Below are 16,448 nucleotides of genomic sequence, written 5' to 3' on the forward strand. Positions count from 1 at the left end.
GGTTGGGAGCTTACAGGGTTCCCAACCTTTTTATTTAAACCTTCGACCTGAACCTTCTCAACCTTAATGCGCTACCGGGCCCCTTACCGCGTTCCTGTCATGCTTGTACTTAAATATCAGCGGGAAAGCGATGGCCAGCACCAGGGCGTACCCGGCAAAAGTGAACCAGATATTTTGCCAGTTCCTTATGCCATTGGGGCTGGTAAAGAAATCGACGACCCAGCCGCTCAGGATCCCGCCGAAAAAGGCCCCTAAACCGTTCGTCATAAGCATGAAAAGACCTTGTGCGCTGGCCCTCATTTTAATGTCGGCTTCCTTTTCTACGAAGAGCGACCCGGAAATATTAAAGAAATCGAAAGCCATCCCGTAAATGATCATCGAAAGAACCAGCAGGAACAATCCTTTATCCGGATCGCCGATCCCAAACAGGCCGAACCGGAACACCCAGGCTACGATACTGAAAAGCATCACTTTCTTGATGCCGAATTTCTGCAGGAAAAAAGGAATGGTAAGGATAAACAGGGTCTCGGAGATCTGCGAGATAGAGAGCAGGAGGTTTGGGTGTTGCACGCCGAATGAATCGGGGAAGCGGCCTTTAAAGTCGTCGAGAAAGGAACCGCCGAACAGGTTAGTTACCTGCAGGGCTGCGCCAAGGAACATGGAGAAGATAAAAAATACCGCCATCTTTTTAGACCTGAACAGGATAAACGCATCCAGTCCGAGCGTAGTGGCGAAACTCCTGGCGTCGCCGGGTTTGAGCGGCGGGCGCTTGGGCATGGTGAATGAATACAGCCCCAGTAAGATTGCCGAGCCGCCGGCGATATAAAGCTGTACGGGGCTTTTGGTAGCGCCCATGAAATCGACCATCCACATGGCGCAAATAAAACCGATGGTGCCCCACACGCGAATGGGGGGGAAGGACTTCATAATATCGAGGCCGCTTTTTTCGAGCGCGTTATAAGACACCGTGTTGGCCAGCGCAATGGTTGGCATATAAGCCATCGAGTTAAACAGCATGATGATGTATAGCGAGGGGTAGTCCTTTATCCCCGAAGCGGTAAACAGCAGCAGCCCGCCCACGATGTGACTGATGCCCAGCACCTTCTCCGCATTCACGAACCTGTCTGAAATGATCCCCATCACCGCGGGCATAAACAGCGAGGCGATACCCATCGTTGCGAAGATGCTTCCCACTTCAACCCCGGTGAACTTTAGCGTAACGATCATGTAACCGCCCAGGGAAATGAGCCACGAGCCCCAGATAAAGAACTGCAGGAAATTCATCGCCACTAAACGAAGCTTAATATTCATATACAAACCTGATTTAACTGTTCAGCAGTTAATATATGGATTTTTATAACAACTTAGATTTAGCGGCTATTTTTTTAGGACGATTTGCGGCGTGAAAGCTCATCGCGGATGCGGGCGGCTTTTTCATAAGCTTCTTCGGCGATGGCGTGGACGAGCTTATCGCGAAGCTCATCGATGGTAAGTGAGGTATAGCTTTCGGTTACGGGAGCGGCCGGGGGCGTTTTCTCCTCCGCGGCAGGTGCGTCGATGTTTTCCAGGAATACAAAGTCGTTCCCTTCGATCACGATGCCTGCGCTGGCGAGGATGAATTCGTAGGTGTAGATGGGACATTCGAAGCGCACGGCGAGCGCGATCGCATCGGAAGTGCGTGCGTCGATCTCCGTGGTTTTTTTGCCGTCGCTGCACATCAGCTTGGCATAAAAGATACCATCGACGAGGTTATAGATGATCACTTCCTGTACATCGATGTGATAGTTTTGCGCGAATGACTTAAAAAGATCGTGCGTAAGCGGCCTGCTCGGCGTCATTTTCTCGATCTCGATGGCAATTGCCTGCGCCTCGAACCCGCCGATAATGATCGGGAGTCTCCTGCGTCCGCTTACCTCGCCAAGCACCAGGGCGTACGCGCCGGATTGTGTCTGGCTATAAGACAGCCCTACGATATCTAATTTTATCTTTTTCACGCTGCTGCTATTAAATCCCTTTGTATGCTTTAATCGCTTCAGTTAATTTGGGTACGATTTCGAAGGCATCACCTACGATGCCATAGTCGGCTACTTTAAAGAACGGCGCCTCCGGGTCTTTGTTGATCACCACGATGGTTTTCGATGAGCTAACGCCTGCCAGGTGCTGGATAGCCCCAGATATGCCGATGGCGATGTACAGGTTAGGGCTTACGGCGATGCCCGTCTGCCCAACGTGTTCTTCGTGCGGGCGCCAGCCGGCATCAGACACCGGTTTAGAGCACGCTGTGGCCGCTCCCAAAGCGTTGGCGAGATCCTCGATCATTCCCCAGTTTTCGGGACCTTTTAAACCGCGCCCGGCAGATACCACCAGCTCCGCTTCCGGCAGGGAGACCTTCCCCGAAGCGCGGATGATCTCTTTTACAAGCGTACCCAGATCTGATTCTTTTACCGCCGGGCTGAATTCTTCGATAGCCGGCGTTACCGCGTTTTCCGTGGCGGGATAAGCATTCGGGTTTAGCGTGATCACCTTTTTGTCGGAAAGCAGGGTGACGAAAGAAAACGCTTTTCCTGAAAATGCGCTCCGCTTTACGGTAAATTTTCTATCCCCGGTTTCTGGGAGCGCAACCGCGCCCGCAACCAGCCCGGCGCCAAGCCTGGCGGCAAGGCGGGGAGCGAGCCCTTTTCCGCTGAAAGAGTTCGTCATCACCACGATTGCGGCGTCCGCTTTTGCTGCCGCTTCGGCCAGGAGTGAGGCATAAGCCTGGTTTACAAAGCTGCTAAGCTGTGTATTGCCGGTGAACAGGACCGTAGAAGCACCATAAGTTCCAAGCTTTTCGAGCTCCGCTTTATCGCCGTTCCCGATCACCACTGCCGTGAGGCCGGTGGATAACTGGTCTGCTATCGCTTTGGCATAGGAAACTACTTCAAAAGCAGATTTCCTGAACTTACCTTCAGCGTGCTCAACATATACTAGTACCGACATATTTGATTTCGTCTAAATAACTTTTGCTTCAGTATGCAGCAGGCCGACCAGTTTAGCAACGTCGTCTGCAGCTACCATTTTAACCGCACCGCGGGGTACGGGTGTTTCATATTTTTCTATGGAAGTAAGCACCGGGGCTTCCGTAACGGTAACTACGCTAAGCGGTTTGGTGCGGGCCGACATAATTCCGCGCATGTTGGGGATCTTTGGCTCTGCCACTCCTTCCGCACAGCTGGCTATGAACGGCAGCGGAACATGCACGATCTCTTTCCCGCCTTCAATCTCCCGCTCGAGGATACCGGTAGTACCGTCGATCACCAGCTTTTTGATGATCGAAACGGAAGGGATCCCGAGCAGCTCTCCGATCATCGCCGGTACCTGTGCGCCATTATGGTCGATGGATTCCCTGCCCGTAAGAACCAGGTCGAAACCCTTGTCTTTAGCATAAGCGGCTACCTGTGAAGCGGTAAAGAACGCGTCGATCGCGGGGGAGTCTATCCGCACGGCATCATCTGCACCTATGGCCAGGGCTTTGCGGATCGTGGGGTCGCTGGATGCTTCACCCACGTGGATCACCGTTACCGTACCTTTTCCGCCTTCAGTAAGCTCTATGGCCCTGGCCAGCGCCAGCTCGTCATACGGGTTCAGGATGAACTGAACGCCGGCAGCGTTAAACTGTTTATGATCGCTGGTAAAGGTTATTTTGGTTGTGGTATCAGGGACATTGCTCATACACACCAGGATCTTCATCGGCATAGGTTTTAGTAACGGTTTCGGGTTCGTTTACAAAAATAGATAAAAAAGCTATTACCTTCGCACCCTTATGCGAAAACAGCACGAGTACACACGGCGCACGGCGCTCCGGATCATCGACTTTTTCTACCCTCTTTTTCGTAAGGTCATGCCCTTGCAAACCTTTCGTTATGCGGCATGCGGCAGCTTTAACGTCGCGCTAGATAACACCTTATACTTTATTCTTTACAACTTTGTTTTGGTGAAGCGGAACCTTGTACTGCCTTTTTTTACGCTGAGCCCGCATATCGCTGCCTTGTTTATCAGCATGTCTGTTTGTACACCCATCGGGTTCTACCTGAGCCGGTACGTGGTGTTCCAGGAAACCGCAAAGCAAATGAGGCAGCAGTTTATTATGTACATGACGGTGGTTTTATGCTGTATCCTCATTAATTACGCGTTCCTGAAGCTGTTCGTCGATCAATGGGGCTGGTACCCCACGCCGTCGCGGATGTTCATTACTATTTTTGTGGTCATCTTTAGCTACCTCACCCAGCGATTTATCACCTTTAAACCGGGAATAAAAAATTAAGGTTATTTTTGACGCATGCAGAGAAACCGATTGCAGAAATTACTCGAATTCCTCGAACAGGAACCCAGCGATCCTTTCCTTAAATACGCCCTCGCCACCGAATACCTGCGTTTAAACGAAGCGGATACCGCGCTTACTTATTACGAAGACCTGGTGAATAACCATCCCGCTTACGTAGGCACTTATTACCACCTGGGTAAGTTGTACGAGGCGATGGAACGCAAAGCGGATGCGATAAGGACCTATGAAAATGGCATGGCTGCGGCCCGTGATGCCGGAGATAATCATGCGCTTTCTGAGTTGCGTGCTGTTTACCAGTCGGCCATCGGCCTTAATTACGAGGACGATTGAGCTTGAAAGCCAAACAGGTCCTTTTCCTGAGGGACACCTTATGGTTCACCCTTACGTCGTTTGGCGGCGCCCAGGCGCATATGGGTATTATGCTGCGCGATTTCGTGCACAAACGGCGCTATATCACCGAAGAAGAGCTGCTTGAACTGAGCGCGCTCGCACAGGTGCTGCCGGGACCTTCGTCTACCCAAACCCTGGTGGGCGTCGCCTATAAAGTAGGAGGGATTCCGCTGTCGCTGATCACGTTTTTATTGTGGATCCTGCCTTCCGCGGCGCTGATGTCGTTCTTCGCGATCAGCTATGAAGAGCTCGATAAGATAAAGCAGTTCGGCCAGATCATGCAATTTGTACAGCCTATAGCGCTGGGAATTGTAGCGTACGCCGGTTATAGCCTGGCGCGGCGGATATTGGTGACAAAAACCAGCATGTGGCTGGCCTTTGCGGCGGTAATCGTGACGATGATCCTCCGTAACGCCTACGTATTTCCCATCCTGATCTTATTGGGCGGGATCATTACGTCGGCCTTAGACACACCGGAAGAGGAGAACAGGCTTAAGTTCAACCTCTTCTCTAATATTAACAGGAGTAAGGTGCTGTATTTCATCGGCATCCTGCTGTTTTTCGCGGTACTTGGCGCGATCATCAACCGCACCTCACCGTTTAGTTTGCCTGTGCGGTTATTTGAAAATTTTTACCGTAACGGGATCATCATTTTTGGTGGCGGGCAGGTGCTGGTGCCCTTAATGTCGACCGAGTTCGTGGAGATGAAGCACTATCTGACGGCTTCTGAATTTATGGCCGGCTACGCTTTACAGCAAGCGATTCCGGGCCCTACATTTTCGTTCACTTCCTTTGTAGGGGCGATGGCGCTCAAGAACGACCATGCCAACATCGGCGGGCAGATTGCAGGGAGTGTGGTCGCCACGCTCGGCATTAACCTCCCGGGATTGATCCTGGTGCTGTTTATCGTCCCTTTCTGGAACGATCTCAAAAAGATCACCCGTATTAAAAACTCGTTGCTTGGCATCAACGCGGTGGCGGTAGGCTTTATTATCGCGGCGCTCCTATTCCTGGCCAGGCCGATCGGTTTTCACCTGCTCCCGCTTTGCATTTTTGCGGCCACTTTCCTGCTCCTGAACTTTACGAAGATAAGGACGCCGTTGCTGATCCTGGCGGGAATTGCCGCCGGATATTTTTTTTAACATAATGCTTTAGAACGGTGGCGGTTCGTCGTCCATATCGTCCATTCTCGACGGACGGATGATGAAGTTATTAGGCTTTTCGAAATCAGCGGACGGGGCCATTCCCGCAAACGGGTTGCTGCTGCCTGCTCCCGGCCCGGCCGAGAAATCCTCTTCCAGGTCGGCGAACTTCACGTATTTACCGATGAACCGTAGCGGTACGGTGCCCGTTTCACCGTTACGGTGCTTGGCGATGATCACCTCGCCGATCCCGATGGTCGAGCGGCCTTCCTCATCCTCTGTGAGCCCGTAATATTCCGGTCGGTAGAGGAACAATACCATATCGGCATCCTGCTCGATGGAGCCTGATTCCCTCAAATCCGAGAGCATCGGCTTTTTCGAGCCGCCGGGCCTGTTCTCAACTGCCCGGCTCAGCTGTGAAAGCGCCAGTACCGGCACGTTCAGCTCCTTGGCCACGGATTTCAATGCACGTGAGATGCTGCCGATTTCCTGCTCGCGGTTGCCACCCTTGCCTTCGCCTTTGCCGTGCATCAGCTGCAGGTAATCTACAATTACCATCTGGATATCGTATTGTGATTTGAGCCGCCGGCATTTAGCGCGGAACTCGAAAATATTAAGGGCAGGCGTATCGTCGATAAACAAGGGAGCTTCGGTAAGTTTCCCGATCTTGGAATGCAGCTGCGCCCATTCCCATTCCGCGAGGCTCCCTTTACGGATCTTTTCCTGTTCGATCTCGGTTTCGCCGGAAATAAGGCGGTTTACAAGCTGAACAGACGACATCTCGAGCGAGAACACCACCACCGGTTTATTAAATTGTACCGCGGCATTGCGGGCGCAGCTTAACACGAAGGCGGTTTTTCCCATCGCTGGTCGTGCCGCAATGATCACCAGGTCGGAAGGTTGCCACCCGGAGGTCATCCGGTCGAGCGCCGTAAAGCCGGAGGGAACCCCGGTAAGGCCATCTACCTTGTCTTTAAGGGCTTCGAGCGTTTCCAGCGACTCCCGGATAATGTCGTCCATTTTCCGCGAATCCCGGCGCAGGTTGTTTTGGGCAATATCGAACAGGTTTTTCTCTGCATGATCGAGCAAATCGAAGATATCGGTGGTATCTTCATATGCATTGCTGATGATCTCCGTGGAGATCCGGATCAGTTCCCGCTGGATAAACTTTTGGGAAATGATGCGTGCATGGTACTCGATATTGGCGGCCGAAGCGACGCGGTTGGTTAGCTCGGTGATATAATAGGCGCCACCGATCATTTCAAGATCGCCTTGCTGACGCAGCTGCGCCGTAACGGTAAGTATATCGATCGGGCTCGACTTCTGGAATAGCAGCGCAATCGCTTCAAATATTTTCTGGTGGCTGTCTTTATAAAAGACCTCCGGTTTAAGGATATCGATCACGGCAGAGAGCGCATCCTTCTCGAGCATCAGGGCACCAAGCACGGCTTCTTCAAGATCGATAGCCTGCGGAGGTAGTTTTCCAAGACCGGTAACCAGGTTGTTCAGGCGGGTCCGTTTCTCAAAAGCGGCTGGTTTGGTTCGGCTATAATCTGGTTCGTTCTCTGAATTCATAGTCCGACAAAAATAGGTAAAATATGCCCCTAACCTTTGGCGAAGTTGTTAACAGCGTAAAATTTTAGTAAAATACACTAATTGATTTCGTGGAAATCAGGCAATTTATCCACTAACATCTCATGTTAATATCTTGTTAGTTAGCAAAAAAAATGCCCTTAGCAAGCTTATAACATGGTGTTAATAACTTTTCCCGCTGTTAATAACGCAAATAAACAAATAATCGGCATGTGTGTTAGTGAGCCTGAAACATGAAATAATCCCTACCTTGCGGCAAAAAATAATCGGGTGATGAACACTAACTCTTTTGCTGAAAAAAATGTGATGGTATTTGGGATCCGTGCGGTGATAGAAGCCATAAAAAGCGGCAAGGAGATGGAGTCGGTGTACATTCAGCGCGGACTTACCGGGAGCATTTTCTCTGAACTGCGCGTGTTACTGAAAGAGGGTAATATCGGTTTCCAAATAGTGCCGGTAGAAAAACTTAACCGAATGACCGCCAGGAACCATCAGGGTGTGGTGGCTTTCATATCACCGATCATTTACCAGAAGATCGAAAATATCATTCCCCAGGTTTACGAAGAAGGTAAGGTGCCGCTGATCCTGGTGCTCGACGGAATTACGGATGTACGTAACATGGGCGCTATCGTACGTACAGCAGAATGTGCCGGCGTGCAGGCGGTGATTGTGCCCCTGAAAGGCTCGGCCCAGGTCAATCCCGATGCCATTAAAACATCGGCCGGCGCCCTGTACAAGTTGCCGGTTTGCCGGCACGAAAGCCTGTTAAAAGTCTGCCGTTTCCTCCAGGAATCAGGCTTACAGCTGGTAGCCTGCACCGAAAAAACCAATGACTTTCTATACCAGCCTGATTATACTGCGCCCACGGCGATCATCCTGGGCTCGGAAGAGAGCGGGATTTCCAACGAACTGATCCGCATTTCCGATCACCTGGCGAAAATCCCGATGAGCGGGGAAATAGAGTCGCTCAACGTTTCGGTATCGGCCGGCGTGATCCTGTACGAGGCGGTGCGGCAGCGTTTGGTCGCTGAATAATAAGAGGCCGGACGTTCAGGGGAATCCCGCACGTCCAGCCTCTTTTGAATGAACCGTTATCAGATAAACTCTACACCGAATTTCGACTTAACGTCTGCAACTACCTGCTTCACGTTTTGTTCCTGGTCTTTAGGGCAGATCATCAGCGTGTTGTTGGCTTCTACCACGATGTAGTCATGCAATCCTTTCAGGATCACCAATTTATTAGAAGGGACATTCACCATGCAGTTCGATGAATCGTACATGATCACCTTATCTGACGGGATCACGGCATTGCCCACATAATCTTTTTCTGTGAGTTCATATACCGATGCCCAGGTGCCCAGGTCAGACCAGCCGAAATCGGTCGGGAGTACATATACATTGTCTGCTTTCTCCATGATACCATAATCGATAGAGATATTAGTACACTGGTAATAAGCGTTTTGTATAAAGGTTTGCTCGTTAGGAGTGTTATAAGAGCCTTCGCCTTCTTTAAAGATATCGTTCATCTCCGGCAGGTAATTTTCGAAAGCCTTCAGGATCGCTTTTACCGACCATACGAAAATACCTGCGTTCCAAAGAAAGTCGCCGCTTTGGATAAACGTTTTAGCCAGCTCGATACCCGGTTTCTCTGTAAAGGTCTTTACTTTATGGAAGTTTTCATTTAATGTTTTGCTGGCATATTGAATGTAACCGTAGCCGGTGTCTGGACGTGAAGGCTTGATTCCCAATGTGATGAGGCAATTATGCTCAATCGCTGCTTCAAGCGAAGCGCTGATGTTTTTAAGGAATTCTTCCGGATCGGTGATCAGGTGGTCGGAGGGGGCAACCACGATAGCCGCATCCGGGTTACTCACGTAGATCTTATGGCAGGCGTAGGCGATACAGGGCGCTGTATTGCGCATCACCGGTTCCGCCAGGATCTGCTGATCGGTAATGCCCGGCAGCTGTTCTTTAATAATACCGGTATAGATCTCGTTGGTAACGATATAGATATTCTCTTCCGGGATCAACTTTTTAAAACGATCATACGTGCTTTGGATCAATGTTCGTCCTGTTCCAAGGATGTCGATAAACTGTTTAGGATGGGAGGTGCGGCTAATTGGCCAGAACCGGCTTCCGATGCCGCCGGCCATAATTACTGCGAATACGTTTTTCATTTATTCTTGTTGATCTTGTAAGTTTTGTGTTAAATTATACCCTCTTTTAACAGATCGTGCAGGTGGACGATCCCGAAATAACGGCCAGAGTCTGTAACTGGCAACTGGGTGATATTGTTTGCACGCATCAGCTCCAGGGCGTTCACCGCCAGCTCATCTTTCGCGATGGTGCGTGGGTTTTTCCCCATAACGTCATGGGCAGTAATTCCTTCCAGCGAATCATATTTTTCCAGCATTCTGCGGATATCGCCATCAGTGATAATGCCGGTCACCTTATCTTCTTCCAATACAGCTACCGCACCCAACCGGTTCCGGGTAATTTCCACCAGCACGCTCCTGATCGAAGCGGTGGGGAGAACTTTCGGCTTTTCGTTATTTACCGCCAGGTCGGCAACTTTCAGGTATAAGCGTTTGCCTAACGAACCGCCCGGGTGAAACCTCGCAAAATCGGCGCTGCTAAATTCACGGCATTCCAGCAGGCAAACCGCCAGGGCGTCACCTAACGCAAGCTGCGCCGTAGTGCTGGTGGTAGGGGCAAGGTTGTTGGGACATGCCTCGCTCTGGATGGTGGTATTCATGATAAAGTCGGCTTGTTTGGCGAGGGTCGATTCCAGGTCGCCCACCATCGCCACCAGCGTATTGCCGGACTGTCTTAAGAAGGGAATAAGTACCTTAATTTCAGGGGTGTTGCCGCTATTGGAAATGCAGATTACCAGGTCGTCCCGCTGGATAATGCCTAAATCGCCATGAATGGCATCTCCGGCATGCATGTAAACGGAAGGTGTGCCAGTGGAATTTAAGGTAGCGACGATCTTTTGGGCGATGATGGCACTTTTGCCGACACCGGTAATGATCACCCTTCCTTTAAGATCCAGGATCGTTTCAACGATCACTGCAAAGTCATTTTTTAAGAGGGGAATAAGGCCGGAAATTCCGTCGGCCTCTATACGAAGCGTATTATGGGCGATCGCTAGAATTTCAAAGGAGCTCTTCAACCAGATTTTTTTTAAGATTCATACTAAATCACGGCAAAAATATGTTATTTTGAAACTTTATTTACCCTTTTTCTACAATTTTTCCAGTTACACACATGGAGATTAAAAAGTCCTTATTCGATAACTTACAAAATTTCTTTGGGTTCGATAACTTCAAAGGAGAACAGGAAGCTATCATCACCAGCATATTACAGAAAAAAGATACGTTCGTTATAATGCCCACGGGAGGGGGCAAATCCATTTGTTACCAGCTTCCCGCGTTGATGAGCGACGGCACCGCCATCGTCATTTCTCCGCTTATCGCTTTAATGAAAAACCAGGTAGACCAGTTAAGAGCATTTGGTGGTACGGAAAGCATCGCACATTTTCTTAACTCTTCGCTAAATAAGGCAGAGATAACAAAAGTCAGGCAAGATGTACTGAGCGGAGAAACCAAGCTTCTGTACGTAGCGCCCGAATCACTGACGAAAACCGAAAACGTAGATTTTTTAAGGCTCATCAAAGTTTCATTTGTAGCGGTAGACGAAGCGCATTGTATTTCGGAGTGGGGCCATGATTTCAGGCCCGAGTACCGGAAGATCCGGCAGGTGATCAATAACATCGGGGATAACATCCCGATCATTGCCCTCACCGCAACCGCAACGCCGAAAGTTCAGCAGGATATCCAGAAGAACCTGCAAATGAACAATGCCACCTTGTTTAAATCTTCCTTTAACCGCCCGAACTTATATTACGAAGTACGTCCCAAGCGGAACGTGCTGAAGGAGATCATTAAGTTCATTAAAGGGAATATGGGCAAATCCGGGATCGTGTATTGCCTCAGCCGGAAAAAGGTAGAAGAAGTAGCAGAAGCGCTGAACCTGAACGGCATCAAGGCCCTGCCTTACCACGCCGGGTTGGACGCAAAAGTGCGCGCCGATACGCAGGACGCTTTCCTGATGGAGGATGTGGAAGTGATCGTTGCCACCATCGCCTTCGGAATGGGCATCGACAAGCCGGATGTCCGTTACGTGATCCACCACGATATCCCCAAAAGCATGGAAGGCTATTACCAGGAAACCGGTCGCGCCGGCAGGGACGGCGGCGAAGGTATTTGCCTGGCGTTCTACTCTGAAAAAGACATTGAAAAGCTGACGAAATTTATGAAGGACAAACCGGTCTCTGAACGCGAGATCGGTACGCAGATCCTGAAAGAAGTGATCGACTACGCCGAGTCGTCCGTTTGCCGGAGAAAACAGATCCTGCATTATTTTGGCGAAAACTTTAACGAAGCAGGCTGCAACAGCATGTGCGACAATTGTTCGCATCCGAAAACATATTTTGATGCCACGGAAAAGCTTCGCACTACCTTGTCGCTGATCGATGTTCTGGGAGAGAAATTCGACGATCACTACTTTATCAACATCTTGATAGGGGTAGACAACCAGCAGATCTCTTCGTACGAGCACGATAAGCTGCGGGAGTTTGGAAGTGGGAAACAGGATGGTATCGACCTGTGGAAATCATTGATGAGGCAGGCACTTCTTAACAATTATATCGCCAAAGACACTGATAATTACGGTTTACTGAAGCTTACCCGCTCTGGCAAAAACTTTGTGGAAAACCCGCATAATATCCGCTTCATTATGAACAAGCCGATCGAGGCGGGCGACGATGAGGCCGATGACGGACCATCGCAGGGGGGTACCGCTTTGGATACCCAGTTGCTCCAGATGTTGAAGGAGCTGCGTAAAAAGATCGCTAAGCAAAAGAATTTGCCGCCGTTCGTTATTTTCCAGGACCCTTCATTAGAGGAAATGTGTACGCATTACCCGGTGAACGTGGAAGAACTGAAGCAGATCCATGGCGTAGGCTCGGGGAAGGCGCTTAAATTTGGTGGCCCGTTCGTTCAGCTGATCTCAAAATACGTGGAAGAAAACGACATCGACCGCCCGGTCGACCTTGTGATCAAAAGCGCTGCCAATAAGTCGGCATTGAAAGTATCGATCATCCAGAACATCGACCGGCACATCGCCCTCGAGGACATCGCATCAGCCAAGGGGATCACTTACGAAGACATCCTGCGCGAGGTGGAATCTATTGTGAACTCGGGCACTAAGCTGAACCTGAATTACTATATCGACGAAATGATCGACGAAGACCGCCAGGATGAAGTGTTCGATTATTTCCGCGGAAGCGAGATCGACTCGGTGGACGATGCATTGCGTGAGTTGGGAAGCGATGATTATACCCGGGAAGAAGTACAGCTGATGCGTATTAAGTTTTTATCGGAATTAGGAAACTGATGTTTCGTAACAAGCCTACAGGCGAGCCTGTTAATATTTTTATCTGCTGTACCAGGTGCAGCAGCGCTTTCAATTAGTTTAATTTATCGTAAAAATGAGTTCACTACCGGGTCTTTTCAACTTAAAGTATACCCCTGGCAAAAACTTCTTCCTGATGGCCGGTCCCTGTGCCATTGAAGGAGAGGAGATCGCCCTTCGCATAGCCGAAAAGATCGTCACCATTACGGATAAACTGGAGATCCCTTACATCTTTAAAGGATCGTACCGGAAAGCCAATCGCTCGCGCCTGGATTCTTTTACCGGCATCGGCGACGAAAAAGCCCTGAAGATACTTGAGAAAGTGAATAAAACTTTTGGCGTTCCTACGGTAACGGATATCCACGAAAGCGACGAAGCTGCTATGGCAGCCGCTTATGCTGATGTGTTACAAATCCCCGCATTTCTTTGCCGCCAAACTGACCTGCTCATCGCGGCAGCAAAAACCGGGAAAGTGGTGAACGTAAAAAAAGGCCAGTTCCTTTCTGCGGGATCGATGAAATATGCGGTAGATAAGATCGTTGAATCCGGGAATGATAAAGTGATATTAACAGACAGGGGGAATACCTTCGGTTACCAGGACCTGATCGTAGACTATCGCGGAATTCCCGAAATGCGGTCCTTCGGCGTACCGGTGGTAATGGATTGCACCCACTCGCTGCAGCAGCCCAACCAGAGCGGCGGCGTTACCGGCGGCAAGCCTGCGCTGATCGAAACGATCGCGAAAGCGGCGATCGCCGTTGGCGCCGACGGCTTGTTTATCGAAACCCACCCAGATCCGGCACATGCAAGATCCGATGGGGCAAACATGCTGCACCTCGACTTATTGGAGGAGTTGCTGGTTAAACTGGTAAGGATAAGAGAAGCCATACTCTAGTAACTTAATAGTATATTTGAGGCAACCGACAAATTGATTTTCCTTGATAATGAGTACTCCTGATACTCCTTTTGAAAAGTACGAGCTGGTGGTGGGCCTCGAGATCCACGCACAGTTATCCACAAATTCGAAGATATTCTCCTCAGATTCAGCGGCTTTTGGAGCAGGTCCGAATGAACATACAAGCCCGGTTTCCCTGGGGCTGCCCGGTACATTGCCGCGCATCAACCGGCAAGTGGTGGCGTCGGCCGTAAAAATGGGCCTGGCAACCAATTGCCGGATAAACCTCGCCAACCGGTTCGACCGCAAGAATTATTTTTATGCCGATCTGCCGAAGGGTTACCAGGTTACCCAGGATGCGCTGCCGGTTTGCCAGCAGGGATATGTGCACCTGAAGCTGAAGGGCCAGGCACAGCGCACCGTTCGCATCAACCGGATCCATATGGAAGAGGATGCAGGCAAAAGCATGCACGACAAAGACAATCGCTATTCGCTGATCGACCTCAACCGTGCCGGTGTTCCGCTCGTGGAGATCGTGTCGGAACCCGATATCCGCTCCGCGGAAGAAGCCGCTGCGTATCTTTCCGAGATCCGCAAGATCGCCCGGTACCTGGGCGTTTGCGACGGCAATATGGAAGAGGGCAGCCTGCGGTGCGACGCTAATATCTCGGTCCGTCTCCGTGGCGCGGAAACTTATGGTAACCGGTGCGAGGTGAAAAATCTCAATTCGATCCGCAACCTGCAGCGGGCCATTAATTACGAATTTAAGAGACAGGTAGCGCTGCTCGAGAAAGGAGAGACCATTGGCCAGAATACACTGAACTTTGATGCGGGAACCGGCGAAACGTCGGTATTACGCTCAAAAGAGATGGCCTATGATTACCGCTATTTTCCCGAGCCCGACCTGCAGCCGCTTGAGCTGAGCCAGGAATGGGTGGAGGAGATACATCACAGCCTGCCGGAACTGCCAGAGGACCGCGCGAACCGTTACACCAGGCAATTCTCACTCTCTGGCTATGATGCAAGCCTGCTTACCGCTGAGCGGGCCGTAGCCGATTTTTTTGAAGAGCTGGTAAAATTTACCGGGAATTATAAGTCGGCGGCAAACTGGATCAACGGTCCCATCCAATCCTACCTCAACGAAAACAACCTCGAAATAGCGGAATTACCGCTTCCGGCGAATATTTTTGGCGACATTATCGAGCTCGTAGATTCGGGGAAGATCAACCACACTGCGGCCGTTAAACAGCTGTTCCCGGCGATGCTGGCCGATCCCCGCAAGAACATCATCGAGCTGGTGGCCGGGCTCGACCTCCTGATAGATACCTGCACCGACGACCTTGACCACTATATCGCTACTGTGCTCGCCCGCTATCCCGACAAAGTGTCAGAATACCATAAAGGTAAAAAAGGTGTGTTAGGGCTCTTTATGGGTGACGTAATGCGGCTTAGCGGCGGTAAGATAGACCCAGGCAAGACAAACAAATTAATTATACAAAAACTAGAAGCACTCAAGTGAAGAAGATCGTAATTGCAGTGATGGCCGTATTGGTTATCGCTTCCTGTAAAAATAAAAATCAATTCACCATTAACGGCAAGATCGAAAATGGCACCGGCTTAAACAAAGTGATGCTGATGAAAGCCGACCAGGTGATCGACTCGGCCATCCTTAACGAAAAACAGGAATTCAGGTTTACGCGCAACGAACCTGAACCCGACTTTTACGTGATCTCCATTGGCGAGAAGAACTTCCAGGTAATCGCCCAGAACGGCGATGTGATCGATTTCAAAACCAATATGACCGACACCACCGGCAATTATTCGATAGAAGGATCGGAAGCCTCCGCACAGATCAGGGAATTCAACCAGCTGAGTGTTAAATACGGGAAAGTTTATACACGCCTCCAAAAGGAGTTTGAGCGTGTGGTTACCGCAAATCCCGCAGCCAAAGATTCAGTTTATAATGCCTTAATGCCGGAATTCCAGGCCAACATGGATGCGTTTGCTAAAGAGGCGCTGGCATTTGGTGATAAAAATAAGAATAACCTCGCCGGTTTTTACGCGGTGGGCAGCCTGAATGCGGAGGTTTACGAGCAGGAAATGATCCGCTATGCGGAGGAGATCAAGCCATTGTTCCCCGGTAATAAAGCGGTACAAAGTTTCGTGGAAAAAATGCTGGAGGTAAAGTCTGTATCCGTTGGTCAGCATGCACCGGCATTCGAGATCCCCGGCGTTAACGGGAAACCTGTTAAGCTTAGTGACTTTAAAGGCAAATACGTATTGGTGGATTTCTGGGCTTCCTGGTGCGTTCCGTGCAGGCAGGAGAATCCTAACGTGGTAAAAACGTATAACCTGTATAAGGACAAGGGATTTACCGTATTTGGCGTATCGCTCGATGAAGATAAAGCAGCGTGGCAAAAAGCCATCAGCGACGATCAGCTAACGTGGACCCATGCTTCTGACCTCAAGGGCTGGAAAAGCGCGCCTGCCGCGTTATATAAGGTAAGCGGAATCCCCGCTTCGTTCGTACTTAACCCTGAGGGAGTGATCGTCGCTAAAAACCTTCGCGGGGAGCAATTGGAAGAATTTTTAAAGAAAACGTTGAAATAAACTGACCTAATTGTTAAGG

15 protein-coding genes are annotated in these 16,448 nt (G+C 50.1%); 8 read left to right on the plus strand and 7 right to left on the minus strand.

Annotation, left to right across the window (positions count from 1 at the left end; all coding sequences use genetic code 11):
* Positions 1 to 63: 63 nt before the first annotated feature.
* The 4 genes from GS398_RS07290 to GS398_RS07305 form a co-directional block, all read right to left on the minus strand.
* Positions 64 to 1,311 carry a nucleoside permease gene (locus tag GS398_RS07290; RefSeq protein ID WP_160906119.1) on the minus strand — a complete coding sequence of 416 codons (1,248 nt, stop codon included), beginning with the start codon at positions 1,309 to 1,311 and terminating at the stop codon, positions 64 to 66.
* Positions 1,312 to 1,385: 74 nt separating this feature from the next.
* On the minus strand, positions 1,386 to 1,994 hold the full coding sequence (locus GS398_RS07295; RefSeq protein WP_160906120.1) for a bifunctional nuclease family protein: 609 nt from the start codon (positions 1,992 to 1,994) through the stop codon (positions 1,386 to 1,388).
* 10 nt (positions 1,995 to 2,004) lie between these two features.
* Positions 2,005 to 2,979 carry an electron transfer flavoprotein subunit alpha/FixB family protein gene (locus tag GS398_RS07300; protein WP_160906121.1) on the minus strand — a complete coding sequence of 325 codons (975 nt, stop codon included), beginning with the start codon at positions 2,977 to 2,979 and terminating at the stop codon, positions 2,005 to 2,007.
* Positions 2,980 to 2,991: 12 nt separating this feature from the next.
* Complete coding sequence (locus GS398_RS07305) at positions 2,992 to 3,729, minus strand: electron transfer flavoprotein subunit beta/FixA family protein (protein WP_160906122.1); 738 nt, start codon at positions 3,727 to 3,729, stop codon at positions 2,992 to 2,994.
* A gap of 73 nt (positions 3,730 to 3,802) precedes the next feature.
* Here GS398_RS07305 and GS398_RS07310 point away from each other — a divergent pair, with 73 nt between their 5' ends.
* From GS398_RS07310 to chrA, 3 genes are read left to right on the plus strand one after another with little or no spacing between them, the layout of a single operon-like run.
* On the plus strand, positions 3,803 to 4,303 hold the full coding sequence (locus tag GS398_RS07310; RefSeq protein ID WP_160906123.1) for a GtrA family protein: 501 nt from the start codon (positions 3,803 to 3,805) through the stop codon (positions 4,301 to 4,303).
* A gap of 15 nt (positions 4,304 to 4,318) precedes the next feature.
* Positions 4,319 to 4,654, plus strand: coding sequence for a tetratricopeptide repeat protein (locus tag GS398_RS07315; RefSeq protein WP_160906124.1), 336 nt, complete (start codon positions 4,319 to 4,321; stop codon positions 4,652 to 4,654).
* Positions 4,651 to 5,856, plus strand: coding sequence for a chromate efflux transporter (chrA, locus tag GS398_RS07320; RefSeq protein WP_369410238.1), 1,206 nt, complete (start codon positions 4,651 to 4,653; stop codon positions 5,854 to 5,856). The genes GS398_RS07315 and chrA overlap by 4 nt, the downstream gene beginning before the upstream one ends.
* A gap of 9 nt (positions 5,857 to 5,865) precedes the next feature.
* Here the strand turns inward: chrA and dnaB are convergent, their stop codons facing one another.
* Positions 5,866 to 7,431 carry a replicative DNA helicase gene (dnaB, locus tag GS398_RS07325; RefSeq protein ID WP_160906125.1) on the minus strand — a complete coding sequence of 522 codons (1,566 nt, stop codon included), beginning with the start codon at positions 7,429 to 7,431 and terminating at the stop codon, positions 5,866 to 5,868.
* A gap of 291 nt (positions 7,432 to 7,722) precedes the next feature.
* Here dnaB and rlmB point away from each other — a divergent pair, with 291 nt between their 5' ends.
* The gene (rlmB, locus tag GS398_RS07330) at positions 7,723 to 8,484 is read left to right on the plus strand and encodes a 23S rRNA (guanosine(2251)-2'-O)-methyltransferase RlmB (protein ID WP_237488128.1); all 762 of its coding nucleotides are present in this window, start codon (positions 7,723 to 7,725) and stop codon (positions 8,482 to 8,484) included.
* A 59-nt stretch (positions 8,485 to 8,543) separates the two neighbouring features.
* Here rlmB and GS398_RS07335 read toward each other — a convergent pair whose 3' ends face one another.
* Entirely contained in the window at positions 8,544 to 9,626 is a 1,083-nt protein-coding gene (locus GS398_RS07335; protein ID WP_160906126.1) for a mannose-1-phosphate guanylyltransferase, read from the minus strand.
* A gap of 29 nt (positions 9,627 to 9,655) precedes the next feature.
* The gene (locus tag GS398_RS07340) at positions 9,656 to 10,621 is read right to left on the minus strand and encodes a KpsF/GutQ family sugar-phosphate isomerase (RefSeq protein ID WP_160906127.1); all 966 of its coding nucleotides are present in this window, start codon (positions 10,619 to 10,621) and stop codon (positions 9,656 to 9,658) included.
* 95 nt (positions 10,622 to 10,716) lie between these two features.
* On the opposite strand from GS398_RS07340, the gene recQ reads away from it, so the two are divergent.
* The 4 genes from recQ to GS398_RS07360 all read left to right on the plus strand — a co-directional run bounded on the left by recQ (position 10,717) and on the right by GS398_RS07360 (position 16,429).
* A complete protein-coding gene (gene recQ / locus GS398_RS07345) occupies positions 10,717 to 12,906 on the plus strand; it encodes a DNA helicase RecQ (protein WP_160906128.1) in 2,190 nt (729 codons plus the stop codon).
* A 94-nt stretch (positions 12,907 to 13,000) separates the two neighbouring features.
* The gene (gene kdsA / locus GS398_RS07350; protein ID WP_160906129.1) at positions 13,001 to 13,819 is read left to right on the plus strand and encodes a 3-deoxy-8-phosphooctulonate synthase; all 819 of its coding nucleotides are present in this window, start codon (positions 13,001 to 13,003) and stop codon (positions 13,817 to 13,819) included.
* A gap of 49 nt (positions 13,820 to 13,868) precedes the next feature.
* Complete coding sequence (gene gatB / locus GS398_RS07355; RefSeq protein WP_160906130.1) at positions 13,869 to 15,338, plus strand: Asp-tRNA(Asn)/Glu-tRNA(Gln) amidotransferase subunit GatB; 1,470 nt, start codon at positions 13,869 to 13,871, stop codon at positions 15,336 to 15,338.
* A complete protein-coding gene (locus GS398_RS07360; RefSeq protein WP_369410239.1) occupies positions 15,335 to 16,429 on the plus strand; it encodes a redoxin domain-containing protein in 1,095 nt (364 codons plus the stop codon). The genes gatB and GS398_RS07360 overlap by 4 nt, the downstream gene beginning before the upstream one ends.
* The last annotated feature ends 19 nt before the right edge of the window (positions 16,430 to 16,448 follow it).

The organism is Hufsiella ginkgonis, assembly GCF_009834915.1.
GTDB classification, from domain to species: Bacteria; Bacteroidota; Bacteroidia; order Sphingobacteriales; family Sphingobacteriaceae; genus Hufsiella; species Hufsiella ginkgonis.

What these genes read in the sequence shown, in the direction of transcription:
- GS398_RS07310 (WP_160906123.1), top strand. Translation starts at nt 3,803, where the DNA reads ATGCGAAAACAGCACGAGTACACACGGCGCACGGCGCTCCGGATCATC.
- recQ (WP_160906128.1), top strand. Translation starts at nt 10,717, where the DNA reads ATGGAGATTAAAAAGTCCTTATTCGATAACTTACAAAATTTCTTTGGG.
- GS398_RS07290 (WP_160906119.1), bottom strand. Translation starts at nt 1,311, where the DNA reads ATGAATATTAAGCTTCGTTTAGTGGCGATGAATTTCCTGCAGTTCTTT.
- gatB (WP_160906130.1), top strand. Translation starts at nt 13,869, where the DNA reads ATGAGTACTCCTGATACTCCTTTTGAAAAGTACGAGCTGGTGGTGGGC.
- GS398_RS07315 (WP_160906124.1), top strand. Translation starts at nt 4,319, where the DNA reads ATGCAGAGAAACCGATTGCAGAAATTACTCGAATTCCTCGAACAGGAA.
- GS398_RS07305 (WP_160906122.1), bottom strand. Translation starts at nt 3,729, where the DNA reads ATGAAGATCCTGGTGTGTATGAGCAATGTCCCTGATACCACAACCAAA.
- GS398_RS07335 (WP_160906126.1), bottom strand. Translation starts at nt 9,626, where the DNA reads ATGAAAAACGTATTCGCAGTAATTATGGCCGGCGGCATCGGAAGCCGG.
- dnaB (WP_160906125.1), bottom strand. Translation starts at nt 7,431, where the DNA reads ATGAATTCAGAGAACGAACCAGATTATAGCCGAACCAAACCAGCCGCT.
- rlmB (WP_237488128.1), top strand. Translation starts at nt 7,723, where the DNA reads ATGAACACTAACTCTTTTGCTGAAAAAAATGTGATGGTATTTGGGATC.
- kdsA (WP_160906129.1), top strand. Translation starts at nt 13,001, where the DNA reads ATGAGTTCACTACCGGGTCTTTTCAACTTAAAGTATACCCCTGGCAAA.
- GS398_RS07300 (WP_160906121.1), bottom strand. Translation starts at nt 2,979, where the DNA reads ATGTCGGTACTAGTATATGTTGAGCACGCTGAAGGTAAGTTCAGGAAA.